General features: G+C 40.0%; 26 protein-coding genes and 1 tRNA gene. 16 read left to right on the top strand and 11 right to left on the bottom strand.

What is annotated here, in order from left to right; all coding sequences use genetic code 11:
- Nucleotides 1-3 precede the first annotated feature (3 nt).
- Together LVD16_RS24595 and LVD16_RS24590 are read right to left on the bottom strand one after the other, a co-directional pair.
- Nucleotides 4-783 (bottom strand): PhzF family phenazine biosynthesis protein, encoded by a 780-nt coding sequence (locus tag LVD16_RS24595; protein WP_233770958.1) that lies wholly within the window; start codon nucleotides 781-783, stop codon nucleotides 4-6.
- A gap of 2 nt (nucleotides 784-785) precedes the next feature.
- Nucleotides 786-1,508, bottom strand: coding sequence for a YARHG domain-containing protein (locus tag LVD16_RS24590; RefSeq protein WP_233770957.1), 723 nt, complete (start codon nucleotides 1,506-1,508; stop codon nucleotides 786-788).
- Nucleotides 1,509-1,781: 273 nt separating this feature from the next.
- On the opposite strand from LVD16_RS24590, the gene LVD16_RS24585 reads away from it, so the two are divergent.
- The 5 genes from LVD16_RS24585 (at nucleotide 1,782) to LVD16_RS24565 (ending at nucleotide 7,671) form a co-directional block, all read left to right on the top strand.
- Nucleotides 1,782-2,282, top strand: a complete 501-nt coding sequence (locus tag LVD16_RS24585; RefSeq protein WP_233770956.1) for a hypothetical protein — start codon at nucleotides 1,782-1,784, stop codon at nucleotides 2,280-2,282.
- A 472-nt stretch (nucleotides 2,283-2,754) separates the two neighbouring features.
- Nucleotides 2,755-3,660 carry a thioredoxin family protein gene (locus LVD16_RS24580; protein ID WP_233770955.1) on the top strand — a complete coding sequence of 302 codons (906 nt, stop codon included), beginning with the start codon at nucleotides 2,755-2,757 and terminating at the stop codon, nucleotides 3,658-3,660.
- Between the two features lie 138 nt (nucleotides 3,661-3,798).
- The gene (locus LVD16_RS24575; protein ID WP_233770954.1) at nucleotides 3,799-5,151 is read left to right on the top strand and encodes a 3-keto-disaccharide hydrolase; all 1,353 of its coding nucleotides are present in this window, start codon (nucleotides 3,799-3,801) and stop codon (nucleotides 5,149-5,151) included.
- A 2-nt stretch (nucleotides 5,152-5,153) separates the two neighbouring features.
- On the top strand, nucleotides 5,154-6,464 hold the full coding sequence (locus LVD16_RS24570; protein WP_233770953.1) for a Gfo/Idh/MocA family protein: 1,311 nt from the start codon (nucleotides 5,154-5,156) through the stop codon (nucleotides 6,462-6,464).
- Between the two features lie 13 nt (nucleotides 6,465-6,477).
- Complete coding sequence (locus LVD16_RS24565) at nucleotides 6,478-7,671, top strand: Gfo/Idh/MocA family protein (RefSeq protein ID WP_233770952.1); 1,194 nt, start codon at nucleotides 6,478-6,480, stop codon at nucleotides 7,669-7,671.
- A 64-nt stretch (nucleotides 7,672-7,735) separates the two neighbouring features.
- Here LVD16_RS24565 and LVD16_RS24560 read toward each other — a convergent pair whose 3' ends face one another.
- From LVD16_RS24560 to LVD16_RS24545, 4 genes are all read right to left on the bottom strand, one after another.
- Nucleotides 7,736-8,638, bottom strand: a complete 903-nt coding sequence (locus tag LVD16_RS24560) for a hypothetical protein (protein ID WP_233770951.1) — start codon at nucleotides 8,636-8,638, stop codon at nucleotides 7,736-7,738.
- 14 nt (nucleotides 8,639-8,652) lie between these two features.
- Nucleotides 8,653-9,180, bottom strand: coding sequence for a hypothetical protein (locus tag LVD16_RS24555; protein WP_233770950.1), 528 nt, complete (start codon nucleotides 9,178-9,180; stop codon nucleotides 8,653-8,655).
- 6 nt (nucleotides 9,181-9,186) lie between these two features.
- Complete coding sequence (locus tag LVD16_RS24550; RefSeq protein WP_233770949.1) at nucleotides 9,187-9,972, bottom strand: DUF5694 domain-containing protein; 786 nt, start codon at nucleotides 9,970-9,972, stop codon at nucleotides 9,187-9,189.
- Nucleotides 9,973-10,112: 140 nt separating this feature from the next.
- Nucleotides 10,113-10,194, bottom strand: a tRNA-Leu gene (locus LVD16_RS24545).
- A 127-nt stretch (nucleotides 10,195-10,321) separates the two neighbouring features.
- Between LVD16_RS24545 and LVD16_RS24540 the strand changes: the two genes are divergently transcribed.
- Nucleotides 10,322-10,510, top strand: coding sequence for a hypothetical protein (locus tag LVD16_RS24540; protein WP_233770948.1), 189 nt, complete (start codon nucleotides 10,322-10,324; stop codon nucleotides 10,508-10,510).
- 3 nt (nucleotides 10,511-10,513) lie between these two features.
- Here LVD16_RS24540 and LVD16_RS24535 read toward each other — a convergent pair whose 3' ends face one another.
- Both LVD16_RS24535 and LVD16_RS24530 read right to left on the bottom strand, forming a co-directional pair.
- On the bottom strand, nucleotides 10,514-10,822 hold the full coding sequence (locus LVD16_RS24535) for a putative quinol monooxygenase (protein WP_370687626.1): 309 nt from the start codon (nucleotides 10,820-10,822) through the stop codon (nucleotides 10,514-10,516).
- On the bottom strand, nucleotides 10,812-11,585 hold the full coding sequence (locus LVD16_RS24530) for an SAM hydrolase/SAM-dependent halogenase family protein (RefSeq protein ID WP_233770947.1): 774 nt from the start codon (nucleotides 11,583-11,585) through the stop codon (nucleotides 10,812-10,814). Before LVD16_RS24530 ends, LVD16_RS24535 begins: the two co-directional genes overlap by 11 nt.
- A gap of 162 nt (nucleotides 11,586-11,747) precedes the next feature.
- Here LVD16_RS24530 and LVD16_RS24525 point away from each other — a divergent pair, with 162 nt between their 5' ends.
- The 6 genes from LVD16_RS24525 to LVD16_RS24500 all read left to right on the top strand — a co-directional run bounded on the left by LVD16_RS24525 (nucleotide 11,748) and on the right by LVD16_RS24500 (nucleotide 17,487).
- Nucleotides 11,748-12,734, top strand: coding sequence for a PhoH family protein (locus LVD16_RS24525; protein ID WP_233770946.1), 987 nt, complete (start codon nucleotides 11,748-11,750; stop codon nucleotides 12,732-12,734).
- Nucleotides 12,694-13,122 (top strand): GNAT family N-acetyltransferase, encoded by a 429-nt coding sequence (locus LVD16_RS24520; protein WP_233770945.1) that lies wholly within the window; start codon nucleotides 12,694-12,696, stop codon nucleotides 13,120-13,122. Before LVD16_RS24525 ends, LVD16_RS24520 begins: the two co-directional genes overlap by 41 nt.
- Complete coding sequence (locus tag LVD16_RS24515; RefSeq protein ID WP_233770944.1) at nucleotides 13,122-13,577, top strand: GNAT family N-acetyltransferase; 456 nt, start codon at nucleotides 13,122-13,124, stop codon at nucleotides 13,575-13,577. Before LVD16_RS24520 ends, LVD16_RS24515 begins: the two co-directional genes overlap by 1 nt.
- Before the next feature lie 67 nt (nucleotides 13,578-13,644).
- Entirely contained in the window at nucleotides 13,645-15,717 is a 2,073-nt protein-coding gene (locus LVD16_RS24510) for a ComEC/Rec2 family competence protein (protein ID WP_233770943.1), read from the top strand.
- A gap of 1 nt (nucleotide 15,718) precedes the next feature.
- A complete protein-coding gene (locus LVD16_RS24505; RefSeq protein WP_233770942.1) occupies nucleotides 15,719-16,492 on the top strand; it encodes an enoyl-CoA hydratase/isomerase family protein in 774 nt (257 codons plus the stop codon).
- A 125-nt stretch (nucleotides 16,493-16,617) separates the two neighbouring features.
- Nucleotides 16,618-17,487, top strand: a complete 870-nt coding sequence (locus LVD16_RS24500) for a substrate-binding periplasmic protein (RefSeq protein WP_233770941.1) — start codon at nucleotides 16,618-16,620, stop codon at nucleotides 17,485-17,487.
- Between the two features lie 77 nt (nucleotides 17,488-17,564).
- Here LVD16_RS24500 and LVD16_RS24495 read toward each other — a convergent pair whose 3' ends face one another.
- From LVD16_RS24495 to LVD16_RS24485, 3 genes are read right to left on the bottom strand one after another with little or no spacing between them, the layout of a single operon-like run.
- Nucleotides 17,565-17,918 (bottom strand): VOC family protein, encoded by a 354-nt coding sequence (locus LVD16_RS24495; RefSeq protein WP_233770940.1) that lies wholly within the window; start codon nucleotides 17,916-17,918, stop codon nucleotides 17,565-17,567.
- A 2-nt stretch (nucleotides 17,919-17,920) separates the two neighbouring features.
- A complete protein-coding gene (locus LVD16_RS24490; RefSeq protein ID WP_233770939.1) occupies nucleotides 17,921-18,250 on the bottom strand; it encodes an ArsR/SmtB family transcription factor in 330 nt (109 codons plus the stop codon).
- The gene (locus LVD16_RS24485; RefSeq protein WP_233770938.1) at nucleotides 18,240-18,686 is read right to left on the bottom strand and encodes an SRPBCC family protein; all 447 of its coding nucleotides are present in this window, start codon (nucleotides 18,684-18,686) and stop codon (nucleotides 18,240-18,242) included. Before LVD16_RS24485 ends, LVD16_RS24490 begins: the two co-directional genes overlap by 11 nt.
- 122 nt (nucleotides 18,687-18,808) lie before the next feature.
- Here LVD16_RS24485 and LVD16_RS24480 point away from each other — a divergent pair, with 122 nt between their 5' ends.
- The 4 genes from LVD16_RS24480 (at nucleotide 18,809) to LVD16_RS24465 (ending at nucleotide 22,704) form a co-directional block, all read left to right on the top strand.
- Nucleotides 18,809-19,426 (top strand): TetR/AcrR family transcriptional regulator, encoded by a 618-nt coding sequence (locus LVD16_RS24480; protein WP_233770937.1) that lies wholly within the window; start codon nucleotides 18,809-18,811, stop codon nucleotides 19,424-19,426.
- Between the two features lie 120 nt (nucleotides 19,427-19,546).
- Complete coding sequence (locus LVD16_RS24475) at nucleotides 19,547-20,836, top strand: TolC family protein (RefSeq protein WP_233770936.1); 1,290 nt, start codon at nucleotides 19,547-19,549, stop codon at nucleotides 20,834-20,836.
- An 11-nt stretch (nucleotides 20,837-20,847) separates the two neighbouring features.
- Nucleotides 20,848-21,759: an HlyD family secretion protein gene (locus tag LVD16_RS24470; RefSeq protein WP_233770935.1), complete on the top strand. Its 912-nt coding sequence runs from the start codon at nucleotides 20,848-20,850 to the stop codon at nucleotides 21,757-21,759.
- 6 nt (nucleotides 21,760-21,765) lie between these two features.
- The gene (locus LVD16_RS24465; RefSeq protein ID WP_233770934.1) at nucleotides 21,766-22,704 is read left to right on the top strand and encodes an ABC transporter ATP-binding protein; all 939 of its coding nucleotides are present in this window, start codon (nucleotides 21,766-21,768) and stop codon (nucleotides 22,702-22,704) included.

Raw genomic sequence — 22,704 nt, 5'->3', positions numbered from 1 at the left:
CGCCTAAACGTAAATTTCCCCTTTTAAGTAGGTGATGGCTTTGCCGCTCATGTATACTCTGTCACCATCAAGCTTGCATTGTAAAGAGCCTCCTCGTTTAGATAGTTGTCTGGCACTAAGATCTGTTTTACCTAGCCTTTTAGCCCAGTAGGGTGTAAGTGTTGTGTGAGCTGAACCTGTTACCGGATCTTCGTCCACACCCACTAATGGACCGAACCAGCGAGAAACAAAATCTGTAGAATCTCCAGGTGCGGTAACAATAAATCCTCTTGCATCTACGGTGCTCATCAATTCTTTATTCAGCACTACATCTATAACTTCTTGTTGGCTATCCAAGACCAACAAATAGTCTGATTTCCCTTTAAAGGCTAACGGAGTTTTGCCCAGCCATTTCTTGAATTCAGGCAGTGGTTCAATCTCATGGAGCTCATCCACAGGGAAATTAAGAGTCAACTGATCATGATTTTTTGCCACTTCCAGAGATCCGCTGTTTCTAGATTGGAACTTGATGATATCAGTAGGGTGATCATAGTAATTGAAAATTACATGGGCAGTAGCCATAGTAGCGTGCCCGCACAGATCTACTTCTACCATTGGAGTAAACCATCTAATATCATACCCGTCAGGGTTTTTAACAGCAAAGGCGGTCTCTGCCAGATTATTTTCAGCTGCAATATTTTGCATGAGCTTATCTTCAAGCCAATGCTCTAAAATGCAAACTCCCGCGGGGTTGCCTGTAAATACCTTTTCAGCAAAAGCATCTACCTGATATAATGTGATCATGTCTAGTCTATTTGTGCAGTGTTGCGAGTTTCAACGGCTTCTATACTCCTCAGATTCTTCTTCTCAAGCTCTGTTAAGAATTGATTTACATCGTCATATTGCTCTGTATACCATTCTTTTTGTTTGAAGTGCTTTTTGAGATTTCTGTCGCTAAATTTCATGCCGTATCTGGCGTAGATCTCGTTTTTAAGCAGCTCAAGTTCTGCGGTAGGTAGGGCTTCAAGTTCTCTTGTGGTGAGCAGTTCAGTGGATCCTTTGATATAATCGCCATCATAATACCGCTTGACAGATCCGTATTTATAGCCTAGCTCATAGTTGCCGGGCTCTACCACCTCACTCCAAGGGTTATCCACTTTTAGCGTACGAATCATCTGATTGTCCTGCTTGTAGATTACAAATTCGCCTTTAGTTTGAGAAGAGAAAAAGCGGTTTTCAATGATTTTAACGCTGTCAAGATTCCTGAATTCGTAATAATACTGCTTTTTAGCTACTGACCATGTTTTGGATCTGATCTGAGCATAGCTATCTTCCGACGTGATTACAATAACCAATGTGGATTCCAGTTCTGAATCACCGAAATGATAGGTGCCCTGGTACTCTAAATCAATGTTAGGATACCATGGACTCACCTGGCTTTCGTCTATATCCTTAAAGCCGATTTGCTGGCTTTGTCCTGAAAATATCAACGAAACAGTGAAAATAAGAACCAGATATAATACTTTCATTAACAGTAGTTTGTACGAAGCTAATTAATTTAACAATAATCCGCCACAATTATACCATCATAACAAACGATTGTGTACTTGTTGTTCACTTAGCCGTAGATTTTTAGTGTGTTTTATGTTAAATGTGGTTATGTGATTATTTTAAGGGGGAATAGTTTTAATTCCAACTTTTTTATTCATTTTGGGGTCTATACTAAAATGGAACTGTGTTGAATTTGCACACAGTTTTTAATGCGGAAATTCATTAGCTTACAATCATCAATTTATACAACTATGAAAAAAATACTCAAACACTCGCTCATTCTTAGTATGCTAACCTTACTAATATTGAGTTCCTGCTCAGAAGATGAGCCAGGAGGACAAGATGCTGCGGTAGTAGATATAGATATAACCATGACAGTGGTAGATATGGATGGAAACGACCTGCTAGACCCTAGTAATCCTAATGCATATTCAGAAAGTGATATTGATTTAGTCTTTTTGATAGATGGAGAAGAAGAAGTCTATTTTAACGCTAATATGGATGCTCCAAAGGGTTTCAAAATTTATAAAAATGAGGTGGGTGAAGGATATGTAATGAGAGTTTTTCCTAATACTGCTATTTCTGAGGATGATCCTGTGACCTATATTCAATGGGGTGAAGATGACAGGGGCACGCTGGCCTGTGAAATACAGAGAGGAGAAAACTTTGAGATCTGCACTAAGGTATGGTATAATGGAGAAGAGAAATGGAATGTGCAATCATCTGCCAGAGCCTTTCAAATTGTGAAATAACTAAATCGACGCCATAAAAAAAGGCAGCTCATTGAGCTGCCTTTTTTGTTGCTGTAGAGGGAGGATTCGAACCTCCACGGAGCGGTTAGTACTTATAGTGTTATTGGATACTCTAAAAGAATTTATCCCGTGACCCCCACCCTCGAGACCGGAGGGCATGTCTGCCTGTTTCATCACCCTACAGTGTAGATCAATTCGTTAATTGATATTTCAAAGTTAACTAAACGGCCTATATTGTCAAATTTTATCAATGATTTGATTGAATATTTAAATGGTTTTTAAAATTTCAATTGATTTATTGAAATGTTGTTAAAATGATTGTTTGAGAGGCTACATAATTGACATATTTTCAAAGCATCATTCTTTAAATACCAGGCAAAGGTGTTAATAATGTGTTAATCTCATAAAAAGTAATAGTTTTTTAATGAATTGAAGTCATATTGAGGCAGTTAATCATCTATACCTTAATTACATGACATCAAAAATCACCTTATTCTGCATTGTTCTTTTTATATCAATTCAGCAAGTCACAGCGCAAACCTGTACTTATAAAAATGACGAAGGCGAAAAACACCTGTGCGGTCGATTTGAAATTTCAGATCTCGAAAACGACACCACTTACAATAAATGGTATGTCTCTAATTACAATGAATTCGATCCTGCCCTGAAGGATACTAGCTGGAAAAAGAATCTGCAAAAGGTGAACGTAGATATATTCATGGGAACCTGGTGCGGAGATAGTAGAAACTGGTTGCCCAAATTTGTGAAACTATGGGATGAGCTTGGGCTCAAACGTAGTCAGCTCACCTTTACAGCTTTATATGATTCTGATATTGAGGGCAAATATAAGCAAGGACCTAATGGAGAAGAGAAGGGCTTGGATATACACCGGGTGCCAGTATTCTTATTTAAAAGAGATGGAAAAGAAATTGGCCGAATTGTAGAGAGTCCTGCTACTGATATGGTAACGGATGTGGCGCAGATTGCTTTGGGATACCCTTCACAGCCAAATTACAGAGCCGCCACATACATCATGAATTTATTGAATACGCAATCTATGGATTCTATTAATGCTCACATCAATGATCACTTCTATGAAATATATCATTTGGTGGGTAAAGTAAACGAACTGAATACTCTTGGATATGTATATATGGATTCAGATCTGGATAGAGCCTCTTTCGTGTTCATGCTAAATACTTATTTGTACAAGCATAACCCAAATGTTTATGATAGCTACGCGGAGGTTTTGCTTAAGATGGGGTATGAAGATAAGGCATTAACTTATTATAAGAAGGTGTTGGAATTAGAACCGAAAAATGAGAATGCGTTAGAGCAGGTCGCGATGATTGAAGCTAAGGCTGAAAATAAGGAATAACTAAAAGACGTATTTCGGGGATCAGTTTTCAGTTTGTACTATAGTTAACCGTATTATGTACGATTATTTCTGATTGGTTAAGCAATTGAGACATATTTTATCTAAATTAAGAGTCTCATTAAAAACGCTAATCAATCTATGAAACTTAAACTACTGTTGCTCTGTCAACTGATCGCCTATGGTGCGTTCTGTCAAAATTGGCAATCACTGTCTGACGGCAAAAACCTAAAAAACTGGGAAAAACATGGCGGTAATGCCACCTATGCTTTAGAGGATGGTGTGATTACGGGAACTGCCGTTACCAACTCGCCCAATACTTTCCTATTTACTAAAGAAACCTATTCCGATTTCATCTTAGAGCTGGAGGTACTTCTTCCAAACCATCTTAATTCAGGAATTCAGATAAGAAGCCATCTAAAAGACAATGATGTTACTTATGGCTACCAATTCGAGATCGATCCAAGTGCTCGTAATTTCTCAGGAGGAATTTATGACGAGCAGCGGAGAGGCTGGCTTTATCCTTTAAGTATGAATCAGCAGGCTCAGGATGCTTTCGTACTTGCAGCCTGGAATAAAATACGCATTGAATGTCTTGATAATGAAATAAGAACCTACATCAATGGCAAAATGTGCAGCTACCTTATCGATGATGTTGATTCGGAAGGCCACATCGGCTTGCAGGTGCATAGCATAGGTGAAGCTGAAAAAGGCTTTCTGGTGAAATGGAAGAATATCAAAATCTTAACCACGGATGTGGCAGACCATGTATGGGATGCAGACCCCACGGTACCACAGATCAGTTATCTAAAAAATCAACTTACAGACTGGGAAAAATCTCATGGCTGGTATTTGCTGTGGGATGGTAAAACTACTTCTGGTTGGAGAGGTGCCAAACTGGATGAGTTTCCTGAAAAAGGATGGCAAATGGAAAATGGTGAGCTTACTGTCTTGGCCTCAGACGGTGGTGAATCTACCGGAGGTGGAGATATTGTCACCAAAAAGAAATATGGTGATTTTGAACTGGAGGTAGAGTTTAAGATAACAGAAGGAGCCAACAGCGGCATTAAATATTTTGTAGATCCGGCCTTAAATAAAGGCGCAGGTTCTGCCATTGGCTGTGAGTTTCAAGTACTCGATGATGAAAAACATCCAGATGCTAAGCTTGGAGTTATGGGAAACAGAACTGTTGGTTCCCTGTATGATCTCATCGCTGCAGATAACCTTACTACACCCGGTAGAGGGAAACAATTTAAAGGAGTAGGCCAATGGAATAAGGCTCGTATTGTCTCTAGAAACGGTAAAGTAGAGCACTGGCTGAACAATGAAAAAGTAGTGGAATATGACAGGTTCTCTCAAATGTTCCAGGCGCTGGTAAACTACAGCAAATATCAAAAGTGGGATAACTTCGGGAAATGGCCTGAAGGTAGCATTCTGCTGCAGGATCATGGCAATAGAGTAAGTTTCAGAAGTATTAAAATCAGAGAATTATAATTATGGAGTCCAGAAGAACATTTATCAAAAAAAGCGCATTAGGAACAGCTGGGCTCTCACTGGCATTTTCCGCGTCTAGTTATAATAGAATAATAGGTGCCAATGACCGAATCAATTTTGGCGTGGCAGGGTTGCATGGTAGAGGGAAAGCGCTCGGCGTTGCCATTTCAGATTCTCCCAATACAGCCATCAGATATATTTGTGATGTAGATAAGCGTCAATTTGCTGATTACAAAGGAGTTCTTGCCAGTGTAGGCTCCAAGGATAAGCCTAAAGAAATAGAGGATTTCCGCGAAATGATCAAGAACAAAGATATTGATGCTGTAGCCATTGCTACCCCTGATCATCAGCATGCTCCTATGGCCATTATGGCGCTTGAGGCAGGCAAAAATGTGTATGTAGAAAAGCCATGTGGTTATGACTGCAGGGAAGGTGAGCTGATCGTGGAGGCGCAGAAGAAATATAAGCACCTGGTGCAGATGGGAAACCAGCAACGAAGCGCACCTACCTCCATTGAGTGCATTTCAGATATTCATAGTGGCGCCATTGGCGATGTATATTATGGTAAGGCCTGGTATGCTAATGCTCGTGGTCCTATCGGAAAAGCTAAAAAAGTGCCTACTCCTGATTGGCTCAACTGGGAATTATGGCAAGGACCAGCTCCAAGGCAGGATTTTGAAGATATCTGGGTGCATTACAATTGGCATTGGAACTGGAACTGGGGTACAGGTGAAATCAATAATAACGGAACCCATGAGCTGGATATCTGCCGCTGGGCATTGGGCGTAGAATATCCCACAAAGGCCTCGTCATCAGGTGGTCGCTACCATTTTCATGACGACTGGCAGTTTTATGATACTCAGATAGCCAATTTTGAATTTGGAGAAGATAAGATGATCTCATGGGAAGGGAAAAGTTGCAACCCATCCAAATTGTACGGTTTGGATAGAGGTGCGGCCATTTATGGTAAAGACGGTTATGCTATTCTCACCAGAAACGGTTCTACTCTTTATTCCAATGATGGTAAAGAAATGAAAGTAATGAAGGAAGAGAAGACCAGTGCTACCACCAATACTGTAGGTGCCGGTGCCCTGGATGTTTATCACATGACTAACTTTTTGAATGGAATAAGAAAAGGTGAAACGCTCAATTCTCCTATTGAAGATGGAGCTAAGAGTAATATGCTTTGTCACTTGGGGAATATGTCTCAGAAGCTGGGCAAGGTGATTCACCTTGATGGGAAAGGTAAATTGAAGGAGGCCATGCAGATGTGGGGCAGAACTTACGAGCCAGGATGGGAGCCAAAGGTTTAAGAAAAGGATTGTGATGAATAGTAAAATCAATAGAAGAAAATTTGTAATAGGCAGTGGTTTGGCATTAGGCGGGTTAAGTCTTGGCTTGTCGTCATTTAGGGCGGCCGCTAAGCCACTGAAAATAGGTATTATAGGAACAGGATCGAGAGGGCAGGGGCTACAAAGTCTGGTCAATAGTATTGATGGGATGGAGATTGTCGCCTGCTGTGATGTCATTCCTTTCCGACTGAAGGAAGGTCTAGCGCTGGCTCCAAAGGCCAGGAGTTATACTGATTATAAGGCATTATTGAACGATAAAAATGTGGAGGCAGTGATCATCTCCACACCCTTCGCCTTACATGGGAATATGGCCTACGATGCCCTGGATGCCGGCAAGCATGTGTATTGTGAGAAAACCATGATGCGAGGCATTGATATGATTCAGAAAACTATCACTAAAGCACAGGCTAACCCAAAATTGATCTTCCAGACGGGGCATCAGTATCATAGCTCCGAGCTTTATCGCAAAGCGCGTGAGATCATCAGGTCTGGTTATATTGGTGATATTACAGCCTATCGCTGCCAGTGGAACCGTAATGGCGATTGGCGCAGGCAGGTGCCCGATCCAAAATGGGAGCGACTGATCAACTGGAGGATGTATAAGGAATACTCTGGTGGTTTGATCGCAGAATTAATGTCTCATCAAATAGACTTCGTCAACTGGACTTCAGGTTCTTTGCCGGCTAAGATAGTTGGTTTCGGAGGTATAGATCACTGGAATGACGGCCGGGAGACTTATGATAACATTCACCTCTCCATGGAATATGCCAACGGCCTTGATGCTAACTTCTCTTGCACTACTACCAACGGCTTTGAAGATTATCAAATCAAAGTACTGGGCAGCAAAGGCACCATGTTATTGAATTACACCACCGGAAAAATCTATCTGGAATCAAGAAATCCCCAAGAGCTGGGTTTAGTAGATGGAGTTTCAGGAGCCACCTTAAAAGCCTGGGAGCAAGGTGAAAGCGTTCCCATCAAAGCCAATGGAGATGATCCCACCAGGCAGGCACTCGTAGATTTTAGAGATTCCATTCATAATGAAAAACAGCCCGAGTCTAATGTAATCACTGGCGGTACTACTGCAAAGTGTGTGGCCATTGCATTAGATGCAGTATGGGATGAGGAGGTGAAGCATTGGGGGGATTATCCGGAGTTAAAAGTCTAATCATTTATAAAAGAGCATATTATAATAGTCTTTTGATGTTATAATATGCTCTTCAAATACCTTCTTACATTACAGCATCTTCAATCTCCTCAGAGTTATCAGCATCTTCCGAGTCATCATACTCATAATCTTCAGATCGTGTTATGCTATGAAGATTGTCCTCTTCTGATAAGATTTTTTCATCGGTAGAATAGAGAAGGAAGTCATCATTAAAGTAAACAGCCGAGTCTAGTTTTAGATCTTTCGGTTTATAATATTCACCATAGAATAAGACTTTTTCAGGCAGTACAAAGTAGTGGGCTTGCTGGATATTTTTCCTTTGGCTGTTTCGCATGATGACCATGTCTATCAAAAAATAATCGTTTTGCACCATGGATTTAGAGTCGAAATCGGTCTCATAACTTCTTCCATAAGAAGTTTCAACCTGAATGGTGCGGTCCTTTAATCGCCATTCATAGACACAAAGATTAAATTCACTGCTTATCCAGAATGAGTGTATGGGTTTGCCATATTCAGATTTCAGTGAATCGATAAATGCTCGTTGCTGCTTTTTCTTTTTCAGCTTAGCTTCAGCGTAATATGCTATGGGTTTTTTCGCTGTATCTGTTAGAATATTTATCTTCTTGAAGTAAATGTCATTAAAAAAGGCCATGCTATCCATCTCAGGACTTTTGTAAAGAAAGCCGAAATGCTTCTCGGGTATAGTTAATTTATTTTCATTCAAAAATTGATTAACAATCTTATATCGGAGGGTGTCGTCCGTGTAAGCACCGTCTCTGGCACTGTCATATTTAACATCATCAAATTCAATATTTTTAGAATATAGCTTGGGCACATTCTCATTGAAATCAGCTTTTTTTAGATCGAAGTAGGCATTTTCTTCCAGCACCTGAGGTTGTACCTTTTCTGAAGGTGTACATGACTGAAGGAGGACTAAGGCTAAAATGAATAGTGAAAACTGTTTCATATGAGATTAGGGTGTTAATGGTCGTTGTATGGGAAAAAGTACTGAGTTCTGCCTCCTGCGCCACCTAATAGAAATAAAATGCTTCCAAAGTCCTCCCATTTATGATCTAAAACAAGTTCATGCTGGGTGGTTATCCCTATCCTTTTTCTGTCAGTTTTCACACGACTATAGAAGATGGGTAGTAGTGGTGGAATATTAATTTTTTTATCTACGCTGGAGATTTCAAGGTAGCCTTTCCGGAGTTTGGTGTTATATGATAGTGTCCTGATTACGGTGCTATCCTGATAGCTGATGGTGAGTTGCTGATTATTATCAAGAGTCAATTTCACTGAGTCGCAAGGGCTATTGGGTAAACCAAAGAATTTTAAAAAGGATGGGCCTTCAATTGGCCCATCTTTTGACTTACTGGTTTTATTGGCCTGGTTAACTAAGGTGAGGGAAAATTGGCCCTGAATGGGTTGTAGTTTCTCTTTTTTTACTTTTAAACCTGTACCGCATGAACAAAGCAAATAACAGGTAAACGTAAGTAAGAAAGGTCTCACGCTGTCTTATTTTAGATAATCCTGGACCTCAACTAATTCATACTTCGGACTTCTTTTCAGAAATTCATTTAGAAATGCTGTGTGTGTATTGCCCATAATGATAAATACCCTGTCCTTCTCGGTTAGAGGTATTTGATTTAGATTACTGTAGATTCTCAAATTTCTTCTGTAGAACTTGGCAGCTTCATCAGCACCTTCAAAATGACCAGGGGTAGAGCTGTGTGTTAGCATGTCAGCATTAATATTGATAGACTTATCCCAGAAATCTTGCGTATTGTAATATCTAAGTTTATCAAGGGTTGACAAGGAATCACTGCTATAGAACTCCTTAATTACCATGTCAAAATATTCTTGAGAGGTAGTGCTATCTACCTGATTTTGTAGTTCATTGCCTATGTTATAATTATATGGAGCTGTTGTCTGTTCATCTATACCATATATGGTTTTAACACGGCTTAATTTGCCCAAAGGATAGGCGATGAGTGCTATTTCACCAAAATAATTAGCTTTATGCTTAGGGTCTTTCAAGTACGCCTGATAATCTTTGTTAATACCTTCACTTTCAGATGGCACCACTTCCACACAGATTACTGTGGGTTTAAATTCGGCCAGCATAGTAGCTATTTTATAGGTCTCTTCCTTATTTTTTTTATTCGCTTCGTCGAAATCTACCTTATGAGCATCGGTAGTGCCCCCCATGTGGAAGGTGCCGAAATTTAAAACTTTAATTTTTTGACCGAATGATGCGCTCGAAATAAATAGAGCCGTCAGGAGTAATATGACTTTTTGCATATGTTATATAAATGGAAATTTTTCGTAAGAGTACGAAAAAAAGAAATTATAAATCAGAAGAGCTGCTGAAATATTTCCCCTAAAGTGTCCCCCTTTAAAACACAAAAGCCTGACAATCAGTAGATTATCAGGCTTTTCAGTACCCAGAGCCGGAGTCGAACCGGCACGTCCGAAGACATTGGTGTTTGAGACCAACGCGTCTACCAATTCCGCCATCTGGGCATTTTTGTAAAAGCTGTTCTAAAACGGCTTTCGGAATTGGGATGCAAAGATGTTTAAAGATTTCATATTTCCCAATATTTATCTGCTTTTTGGTTAACAAAATTATACCCATCCTGTTGGGGTTACTATGAAGGATGCGTTAGGTGTGGTGGCAGTAATACTGGGAGCCATTTGTATTGTTGGAGCGGTAATGATGTTAGGCTATCAGTTCAGCCCTGTGCAGTTCACCTTGCTTGGTATTATTGTGGCCATCAGTGGAATCATTATTTATCTCAAATTTTTCCATGGCGGTGATCAAAAACCTCCTAAAAAGTAGACTTTATAATTTCTCGACTACCTTATGTGAAAAGGCTATCGGCTTATCATCAAAATGAATTTTGGTCTGTGCCCATACGCCTTTAAATAATTCCGAATGCCTGTAGTTTTCTAATGCCTGATCATCTTCCCAATGACTATATGTGGCATAAACATTTGGGTTATGGTAATCTCTTTGTAATTCCAGGTGTTTGCAGCCCGGGAATGATCTTATCTTGTTTTTGCTGCTATTGAAAACTTCTAAAAAAGTCTCTACTGACTCAGGTTTAAAAGTCATTCTTACTATTCGTATCAGCATAGCGTTATTCTTCAAAGTTGATGATGACCGGGCTGTCATAGCCTAAGCCCAGAAGTTCTGATGCTATGCCCTGGTTAATGCCTATTTCCAAATATCCCTGATCATTAAATATGGTGAATACGTCACCGGCTTCTACCAGGTTCATGCTTTCATTAATACGGCTTACACTCTCACGGCTAAAGTGAACACTATAGCGTTTATCTTTGCTCAATATATCAAAAGTTCGCTTATCAATATTGGTTATCAGGTTGCCATAATGATCTACACGGATAATATTCCCGGCTATTTGCTTTTTATTGGCCTTTAAATGTCTTCCCAGCATGCGCTTGATTTGCGGTAGCGGTCGGCCCAGGTCCTGTAAAGATTTACCGCTGGCCAGCTTGGCTGCTGCTGGCGCAAATACCTGTTTTTCAGGGAAAGTAGTTTGAATGGATGCTATAGAATTGATATCCACCTGAAACCTTGGTTCTGATTCACTAATCAAACCAAAAAGGCCATTGTCTGTACCAATGAAGAAGTGTCCATCCAGCTCTATTGCCAGGTATTTATCCCCGGCCTGGCCTATGGTATTAACGGCAACCAGGTGCACAGTGCCTTTTGGAAAATCTCTAAACACGGCTTTCAAAACATAAGCGGCATGGGCTATATCACAAGAAGTGATTTGGTGGCTTATGTCTACAATATTTATCCCCGAATTGATGGATAAAATTTTCGCTTTAACGGCTGATACATAGTGGTCACTCTCTCCAAAATCTGACAAAAAGGTGATTATTGCCATAAAAGCATAAGGGTTTTTAGTATTCTGTAGGTTATGTTATTTTTAACAATAATTAATTGTAAACAACCTGTTTTGAACGACAATTGTTATTGTGTATTTTTGTATAGGGCAAAATTACGTAAAATTTAACCATTAAAAATTCGATTTAAAATTAATTAGCATTTGGTAGAAAAAGTCATTACGCTGGAAAACATCTCCCTCATAGATTTCCTGGGAGTACAAAATAGAAACATCACTGAAGTTGCTTCAGCTTTCCCAAAAAGCAAGATTGTTTCAAGAGGAAATGAGATCAGAATAAAAGGAAGTACTACAGAAATTCTTCAAATCAATGATATCCTCAATTCGCTCATAGCCCACTATCATAAGTATGGAAAAGTTACGGAAGAGAACGTTCAGACTTACCTCACCAAGGAGGCTGAAGACAAGCTTCCAGACGAAGATGAAGTGCTCATTTATGGTACTAAAGGCTTCATTATAAAACCTAAGACCTTAAATCAGCAAAAGCTGGTATATGCCGTTAAGAATAATGATTTAGTATTTGCTTTAGGACCTGCCGGTACCGGTAAAACTTATATATCTGTGGCATTAGCCGTGAAGGCTTTAAAAAATAAGCAGGTAAAGAAAATCATCATTACCAGACCGGCTGTGGAGGCAGGGGAGACCCTCGGGTTCTTACCAGGTGACTTGAAAGAAAAACTAGATCCTTACTTAAGGCCAATTTATGATGCGCTGTTTGATATGGTGCCTTCAGAAAAGCTGAAGTACTACATGGAGAATAATGTCATCGAAATTGCGCCATTAGCCTACATGCGTGGTAGAACGCTGAATAATGCCTTCATACTTTTGGATGAAGCTCAGAATACCACACCTATGCAGATCAAGATGTTTCTTACCAGGATGGGCCCTAATTCTAAGGTGATCATCACTGGTGATACATCTCAAATAGATTTGCCTAAGAAGCAAAAGTCCGGGCTCATAGAGTCTGTGAGAGTACTTAAGGATATCGAAGGAATTGGGTTTGTAGCGCTTGACGGCAAGGATGTGGTTCGTCATAAAATAGTTAAGAGTATTATTTCGGCATATGATGCCTACGAAAAGAAAGAAGAGAATGCTAAAAGCGGAGTTGATAGAAGACAAAGAGACGCTTAATCAGGCGTATGCTATAAGACAAGAGGTTTTTATAGATGAACAAAATGTGCCGAGCGATGAAGAGTATGACGAATTTGAAGAGACATCATATCACTTTATAGCCCGGTATGACGGAGAGCCTTGTGGAGCGGCCCGTTGGAGGCAAACTACTGATGGTGTGAAGCTGGAAAGATTTGCGGTGAGAAAGCCTTTTAGAGGAAAAGGAGTGGGTAGTTGCCTGATGCAAGCAGTGTTAGATCATGTGGCCACAATCCCAGAAACAAGTGGTAAAAAGGTTTACCTCAACGCACAAATAACGGCGATGCCCTTGTACGAAAAGTTCAGCTTTAAGCCTGAGGGTGAGCGATTTATGGAATGCGACATTGAGCACCAAAAAATGGTGAAGTAATGGATTTGAGCTACAGGCAGGCTGAAAGGAAGGACTTACATGACATTGTGCAACTTCTTTTTCAGGATGAACTTGGAGCTCAGCGTGAATCTTTCTCAGGGGAGCTAGATGAAATATATATTAGTGCCTTTGAGAAAATTCAATCCGATACCAATCAAGAATTATATGTAGCTGAGCTGGAAGGTGAAATTATAGGCACCTTCCAACTCAGCTTTCTTCAATACCTCACCTATAAAGGAGGCCTCAGAGCTCAAATTGAGGCTGTGAGGGTAAAATCAACACACAGGGGAATGGGTATAGGCCGCAAAATGTTCGATTATGCTATTGTCCGATCAAAGCAAAAAGGAGCGCATCTGCTTCAGCTCACTACCGATAAAAGAAGGCCGGAAGCGTTAAAGTTTTATGAGTCCATTGGCTTTGTGGCTTCGCATGAAGGTATGAAGCTGCACTTTTAATTATACCCGTGTCAGAAATAGGGCGATATTGCTAATATTCTGCTCATCACAGGTGCTAACTTAAGGTATGCTCCAGTGGATACCCTATGCTTTCGTCAGACTAACTATCAGCTTCATCATCGGGATACTTTTTGGTATTTATGCCACTGATCTGGATAGAGAGCTTATCTTTCTTTTTGTGCTGCTATCCATGGGGCTATATATTATTTTAAATGTCACTATCCGTAAGAACTTCTTTTATTATCATCAATGGCAGGCTCTGACTGGTTTTAGTGCTACCTTTTTTCTGGGTTGGTTAACTGTGGTCATGTATAATGAAAGTCTGAATGCTGATCATCTGCTTCATAATCAAAATGATATCAGCTATTACACCGTTCAAATCAATGGCCCTGCGGAAGAGAAAACAAATACTTTTCAATACGAAGCTGAGCTGCTTCAATATAGAACCGATCATGGTTGGCAGGCGGGTGAGGCTACCATTTTGCTATATCTCCGAAAGGACACTTTACTTCACTATGGAGATAGGCTTTTGATCAAAGGCAGACCTCATATAGTTGAAGGTCCTAAAAATCCACATGCGTTTAACTATAAACAGTTTCTTGCCTATCAGAATATTTACCATCAAAGCTTTGTGGAAAGAGGCAGCTACTGGTTGATAAATCAACAGGTTCCCAACTTCTTTCTGAAATACAGCTACGATATTAGAACATGGGCTGATGAGCAGCTAAAATTATATGTGGTGGGAGATAGAGAGCGTGCTATCGTCAGAGCGCTGGCTTTGGGGCTAAAGGATGATATTGATAACGAGGTGAAAGAAGCTTATGCTGCTTCAGGGGCCATGCATGTGTTGGCAGTGTCGGGATTGCATGTGGGTATTATTTATCTTATTCTTCTTACCCTGCTGGGGAAATTACAGCATTATAAAGCTGGTAAATGGATTCTTGCAGTTATCAGTTTGCTGGTGCTTTGGAGTTATGCTATGGTCACAGGTTTTTCAGCCTCTGTGCTTAGAACTGTCACTATGTTTACCTTCATTATTCTAGGCAATGCCATGAAAAGGCAGACCAATATTTATAATTCACTGGCTGCATCGGCGTTTTTTCTGTTGCTATTTAATCCATTTCTTTTATTTACGGTGGGTTTTCAATTGTCATATCTGGCAGTGTTAGGTATAGTGTATTTGCAACCAAGGCTCTACAATCTATACCTTCCAGATAGTTGGCTGGTCGATAAGATCTGGGGTATAACCGCAGTTTCTCTCGCCGCACAACTGGCTACTTTTCCTTTAGGTTTATATTATTTTCATCAGTTTCCTTCGTACTTCTTCCTTTCTAATTTAATAGTTATTCCAGCCGCATTTCTTATACTAAGTGGTACGCTTTTAATTTTGGCCGTAAGTTGGTGGTCTGCTGTAGCTGCTCTGGTGGGGCAGGCTACCTATTGGCTTGTGTTTGGTTTAAATGCAGCGCTTTTAAGTATGAAAAAATGGCCCTTTTCGCAGATTCAAAATATACAATTATCTGGGGTTGAGGTACTTCTGTTAATTGTAATTATATTGAGTGTATTGCTCTTCTTTCACTTTAAAAAGCTAAAATATGCTCGCTTCGGGTTATTTATGGCTTTGGCGTTTGGTGTGGTGAGAATAGTGCTGATTCATCAGGCACAGCAGTCAAAAGTATTTGTTTACCATATTAAGGAAGGAACAGCCATAGATTTTATGCAAGGCAATGCGCTATGTGTTTACAGGGACAGTTTGTTAAATCCTTCAGAGGTTAATTTTCATACATCAGGCAATCAGATATTTCATCATAAATTGGAACCCAGCAGATTAGAAAGTGGGTATCGTAAACATGCTAATCTTGAAATGATAAGCTGGGATCAACACACTTTTTTGATTCTTAACAAGAAACTAGACGGAAAGACCAGCACGCCAAAAAGACTTAATGTTGATTATGTTGTAATTGGTAGAGACTTTAACCTTGGTTTACAGTGGCTAATTGATAATTTTGATTATAAACAATTAGTGCTAGACGGCTCTTTAAGTAATAGAAAGCATACGGAAATGATAAAAGATGCGGACGAACTCGGTCTTGATTATTATTCTGTAAAGCAAAATGGAGCTCTTGAAATAATACTGTAAAATGGAATTTATAAAATATGAAAAGTCTGGTAGGGTAGGGAATATCATTCTTAACCGCCCAGAGAAAAGGAATGCTTTAAGTTATGACGTAGTAACTGAATTGAAAAAGGCATTTAAAATGGCTGATGAAGATGCTGAAGTTAAAGTGATCGTGCTGGGTGCTGAGGGCAAAGCTTTCTGTGCCGGAGCAGATTTGGCCTATATTCAGCAGTTGCAAAATAATACCTACACGGAAAATCTAAATGATTCTAATCACCTCAAGGAGCTTTTCTACCAGATATATACGCTTAAAAAAGTAGTTATAGCTAAAGTGCAGGGTCACGCTATAGCCGGTGGTTGTGGGCTAGCAGCTGTATGTGATTTTACTTTTGCGGTTCCTGAAGCTAAGTTTGGTTACACTGAGGTTAGGATTGGCTTTATCCCGGCCATAGTAAAAGTGTTTTTGCTAAGGAAGATAGGCGAGATGAAAAGTAAAGAATTATTGCTTACGGGTGAACTGTATTCAGCAGAGGAGGCTAAGGACTTTGGCTTATTAAATAAAGTGATACCAGCAGAATCTTTAGATGCTGAAGTGGAGGCCTTTTGCGAGCTGCTGATCACTAAAAATAGTGGCCATTCTATGGGGCTCACTAAGCAGATGATTGCCGAAGTGCAAGAGATGGAATTAAGAGAAGGATTGGACTATGCGGCTGAAAAAAATGCCAAGGCCAGAGGTAGCGACGATTGCAAGAAAGGGATAGCTTCATTTTTAAATAAGGAAACTCTAAAATGGTGATAAAATTAGGTGGGGTAGGTATATTTTGAGGTTCAACCCTCTTTAAATCGTTTTCATCGCTAAAAAGTAGGTTTGTAAGACCTTATTAATTAATATGGCTGTTTATTTTACTTACAACTCTACCTATGAAACGAATTTTGAACCTACGTGAAATCGGCCTTTTGGTCGTTCTTTTAGTATTGAGTTCTGCGGTGCAGGCCCAGTACAAAGGAGATACCTTTAAACAGGTAAAAGCATCTGGAGCAGGAACAATATCATTGGCCTATGTGGAAACTCCGGGATTTGTATACAAAGATCAGTCAGGACATCTTACTGGTATTTGTATCGACATTATGAAAGACTTTGTAGACTATGTAAATAAAACTAAAGGCGTAAATCTAACTGCAAAATATGTGGGAGATGGAGCCAGTTTTAGCGGCATGTTTGATAAGGTAAAAGCCAGCTCAGGTGGTGTATTTGGCTTAGGTAATATTACTATTACTGATGCTAGAAAAAAGGTGTTAAAGTATAGCCCTCCGTTCATCACGAACAATGCTATTCTTATCACTCAGCCTAATGTGCCTACGTTGACTAACCTGAGCAACATTTCTACAACTTTTGCTGGCTTAACGGCTTATACGGCAAAAGGTACTTTGAATGAGAAGAGATTATTGACGATCAAGCAGCAATATTTTTCGGCTATGAAAATAGCTTATGTTTCTTCCAGTTTAGAGGCCGAAGAAAAAGTATTACAAGATCCAAAATCTTTTTCGTATCTTGATTTAGCCTTCTATCTTGATGCAGTGGCACATAGAAAGCCATTGAAGCGTCATCCTGTAGGTGATAAATCATCAGAGCAGTTCGGATTTATTATGCCTATGAATAGCGATTGGCAACCATTGATGGAGGAATTCTTTTCTGCTAATGGTGGTTATACCAATAGTGTTTCTTATAAGAAGATTTTAACTAAGCATTTGGGAGACACTGGTGTGAAGTTGTTAGAGGCGGTGCAATAGAAGTAATTAAAACCTATACAAAACAAACAAGGAAGGTGATAGCTGTGAAGCTGTCACCTTTTTTGTTGTCATTTTATTTAACCCTGATGTAGGCTCCATGAGTTGCCATCAGGATCTTTAACAGAAGCAAATTTACCCCAGGGGGTGTCATCAATGGTTCCTGTTTCAATGCCTTTACCATTTAAGGCTTCCACATCGCTAACTATGTCATCCGTTTTTATCACTACGGCCTGTAAGCTGCCAGCTGGCATTTTTTCAAACCAGTTTACCAGGGTGATATCCGGACCCCCATTAGGAAATTTGAGTTGTATCCATAGTTGATCGTTCTGAAAAGGAGCTTCTGTTACTAATTCAAGTCCCATCTTAAGGTAAAACTCCTTGGCTCGTTGTTGGTCTGTTACGGGAACAGAAAGTAATTCTATTGATTGCATATTTATTTTTGGTCTTTTGATTTTTGTTGTAATAAAATTTCCAGCTTTTTAAGCTTGCTATTCCAGAACTCGTCAAAGTAATTGATCCATTCCTGGAGTTGTGTGAATCCTTCCTGATTAAGGATGCAATATCGCTCTCTGCCAATATCTTCAATGGAAATAAAGCCAGATGAGTACAGTACTTTAATATGCTTTGAAACTGCTGGCCTACTCATGTCGAAGTTATTGGCCAGGCTATTGATGCTCATACTGTCTTTAGAAAGCAGCATAAGCATTTCCCTGCGACTTGGGTCTGAAATGGCATGGAAAGGGTCCGTTATACTACGCTTCATGGTCTATGGTTTTTAAAAGATCGGTTAATCTTCCTTTTACCTTAACGGCCCAGCCCTTGTTCATGATAAGGTAAGTAATAAAATTGCCTACGCCCTTAAAGCCTTTATGTTCAAGAAGTAGTTCGGTGCCTCCATCTTTAGCGGTTAAGGTCCAGCTTACCACGGAATCAAGCGTTATTTTGCCTTTGCCAGGACCACCTTTCCAGGAGTAAGATAGAAATTGGTTAGGAATTATTTTCAAAACTTCACAATAGATAATGCCATCGAAACCGACTTTAACTCTGGGTTCGGCATTGAACTGAAACTTATGGCCCACTTCAGCTTTAAAATCATTTTTCATCAACCACTGCGCCAGTAGTTCCGGGGTAGTAAGGTATTCCCATATGACTTCGGGCGGATGTGGAAAGTGCCAGGTTTGAATAATCTCCTTTTTCATATTATGTAACTTTTGGGTTACGTAAATATATGTAACTCAAAAGTTACATAAAAGAAATTCGTAAAGATATTTCTAGTTCTTTGTTTTAATCATTTGATTAAATCTATTACCTTTGGCCTGTTATGGCAAAAAAGAAGGATCTTACAACAGAATTAAAAATCAAAGAAGCAGCACGTAAGTTATTCATGCAGAAGGGGTTTGCTGCTACTAAGACCAGAGACATTGCCGAGGAGGCAGGCTTAAACCTGGCTTTGCTAAATTACTACTATCGCAGTAAAGAGATGCTTTTTAATATGATTATTATGGAAAGCATGGGTGAATTCTTTTCGCGAATGGCGCTGGTGGTGAATGATGAGACCACTACCTTGGAAGAAAAGTTTGGTAGAATGACTACTGAATATTTCGATCTGATTAAGAATAATCCTGATTTGCCGTTATTCATTATTAATGAGGGTAGAAATCCGCAGAGTGATTTTTTTAGTAAGATGAAGCAAGGTGTGGATCCTCGTAACTCTTTCCTTAAAAAGCAGCTGGTTGAAGAGATTGAAAATGGTAAAATGGATGCTACTCACCAGATGCATGTGATGGCCAACTGCATTGGTTTAATCCTGTTTCCATTTTTAGGAGCGCCCATTTTAAAAAGAGTTATTGGTTTGGAAGATGACGAATTTGAAAAACTGGTTGGAGAGCGTAAAGAGCTCATTCCAGTGTGGATGACTCGTATGTTTAATATGAAATAACAAATTTATTGGTCAACACAGATAGCATAAGGAAAATGGCCAATAAATTTTAATAATTGGATTTAAAATAAAAATTTTTTGCACTAAATTTAATCAAATGATTAAATCATTAATTTAATTATGAAATCAAACAATAATACAAACAAGGCCATTTTGCTATGGTACACCTGCATTATGCTGATGGCCCCAATGTTAAGCTATGGTCAGGCAAGTACTTTGACCCTGGCCGAATGCTATGACTTGGCGGAAAAGAATTATCCGCTAACCAAACAGCGAGAACTGCTGGCAAAAACGGAAGAGTACACCGTTGAGAATGCGGCTAAAGGATATTTGCCACAGGTATCGGTAAACGGGCAGGCTACTTATCAATCTGAGGTAACTCAGATTCCTATTAGCGCACCAGGAGCAGATATTCCTACCTTGAATAAAGATCAGTATAAGATCTATGCGGAAGTTTATCAGCCACTTACGGATTTAAAAACGGTTTCGTTGAATAAGAAATCGGAAGAAGTAAAATCGGCCATGGACGCTCAAAATCTGGAAGTAGAGCTGTATAAATTGAAGGAGCGCGTTAACCAGCTTTATTTCGGGATACTGCTTATCGATGAGCAGATATCACAAACCGGTATTTTACGGAGTGACATCCGCTCGGCATTAGACAGAACTAATTCGGGTATAAAAAATGGTATGTCGCTGAAGAGTAGTGGCTCGGAGCTGAAGGCGGAGCTACTGGAGGTAGATCAGAAGATCATTGAGTTGCTTGCCAATAAAAAAGGTTATGCTGATATGCTCGCACTTTTTATTGCCATGCCGCTGGACTCCACAGTTCATTTAGTGAAGCCACAGCCTTTAAATAATTCATTTGAAATTCAGCGTCCGGAGTTGGCGGTTTATAAAACTCAGCAGGAAAGCCTATTGATTCAAAATGACCTTATTTCGGCTAATAATCTGCCTAAGTTCGGCCTCTTCTTTCAGGGTGGTTTCGGTAGTCCTTCTCCGGTAAATATGCTTTCGCCAGACTTTTCATCCTACTATTTAGGAGGGCTTAAGCTCACGTGGAATCTTACTAATTTTTACACCTCTTCTAATAAAAGACAGCTCCTCACAATTCAAAGCGAGGTGACTGATACTCAGAAACATGCATTTCTTTTTAATACTCAGCTCAACCTGCAGCAGAAGGATGCTGAAATAGAAAAGCTTGAAAACTTCATTGCCTCTGATGATACCATCATTGAACTCAGACAGGAGGTGGCGCATACCGCTGAGGTGCAGTTGCAAAATGGAGCCATTACGGTAACGGACTTTTTGCAGCAAGCCAATGCAGCTGACAAGGCACGTCAGAATAAGGTGCTACACGAAATACAGCTTTTACAAGCTCAATACGACTTTAAAACAACATCAGGAAATTAATTTTAATACCAATGAAAGGATATTTTTTATTTGCAATCACAGCTACATTACTGCTTGGTTCTTGTGCTAATAACGATACAGAATTTGATGCATCGGGCTCTTTTGAGGCTACGGAAACCGTTATTTCGGCGGAAGCCAATGGTGTGCTGGAAAAGTTTACTGTGGAAGAAGGAATGAAGTTGAAGGCTAATCAGTACATTGGATATGTAGATAGTACCCAGCTATATCTTAAAAAGAAGCAGTTGGAAGCTCAAATACAAACCGCTCTGGCTCAAAGACCGGATGTTAGTGCGCAGTTGGCATCATTACAGATACAATTAGAAGCTGCCATTAAAGACCAGAAGCGAATAGCTAACATGGCTAAAGAAAACGCCGCTACTGAGCAACAGCTAGATGATGCAAACTCCAGAGTGGATGTGCTGAAAAAACAGATCCATGCACAGCGATCTTCGCTCAACATTACTACGGAAAGTATTAATGCTCAGGCAAATCCATTGCAGGTGCAGATTGATCAGATGGATGACCAACTGGAAAAATGCAGACTGATCAATCCGGTGAATGGTACAGTGCTTACTACTTACGCAGAAGAAAAGGAAGTGGTCAACTCAGGCAAGCCGCTATATAGAATAGCAGACATCAGCTCACTTTTTCTAAGGGCCTATGTTTCAGGTACTCAGTTGAGCCAAATTAAATTAAATCAGCAGGTGGATGTGTTTATCGATAAGGATGAAGATGATTACAGACAGTATAAAGGGGAGATCACCTGGATCAGCGATAAGGCGGAGTTTACTCCAAAGACCATTCAGACAAAAGAGGAAAGGGCCAATTTGGTTTACGCTGTGAAGGTGAAGGTGAAAAATGACGGATACCTTAAAATAGGCATGTACGGTGGCGTGAATCTTCCAGGTACGCAGAAAGATTAAAGGACTATGAAAAGTATAGTCTTAAAGGATATTACCCTCACCTATGAAAAAGGCACAGTCACTGCGGTGGATCAGGCGTCTTTTGAAATAGATCGTGGGGAGTTATTCGGGTTGATTGGGCCGGATGGTGCCGGGAAAACCAGTATTTTCCACGTGCTTACCACCCTGGTGCTGGCAGATGACGGGCAGGCTTCTGTAGATGAGTATGATGTGGTAAAAGACTATAAGGAGATAAGAAAGCGTGTGGGTTACATGCCCGGTAAATTCTCTCTCTATCAGGATCTTACCATTGAAGAGAATCTTAATTTTTTCGCTACGGTATTTAATACTACCATAGAGCAGAACTATCATTTGGTGGAGGATATTTACAAGCAGCTGGAGCCTTTTAAAAATAGAAGGGCAGGCAAGCTCTCGGGGGGTATGAAACAGAAGCTGGCACTGTGTTGTGCGCTTATTCATAAGCCTTCCGTACTGTTTTTGGATGAGCCAACTACAGGTGTGGATGCCGTCTCAAGGAAAGAGTTTTGGGAAATGCTGAAAAAGTTAAAAGCACAGGGCATCAGCATATTAGTTTCTACACCCTATATGGATGAAGCTAACCTCTGCGATAGAATTGCCCTGATACAAAACGGTAAGATCTTGTCTATTGATACACCTGATAATATTTCGAAATCGTACCAGGGAATACTGTATGCGGTAAAGTCAGAGATAGACAATAGCCCCAATGCCAAATACCAGCTGCTTCAGGATTTGGAGCAATATGAAAACACTGGCAGCAGCTATGCTTTTGGCGAATATGTGCACCTCACCTTTAAAGACGAAGCAGCGCAGCCGGAGCAGGGCTTACAAAAATTCCTGGAAGATAAGGGGCATCATGATATTGAAATCAAAAAGATAGATGCAGGTATTGAAGATTGTTTCATTCAACTTTTAAAAACCCAATAA

Source organism: Fulvivirga ligni, assembly GCF_021389935.1.
GTDB classification, from domain to species: domain Bacteria; phylum Bacteroidota; class Bacteroidia; order Cytophagales; family Cyclobacteriaceae; genus Fulvivirga; species Fulvivirga ligni.
This window is presented reverse-complemented; position numbering and strand designations above follow the sequence as displayed.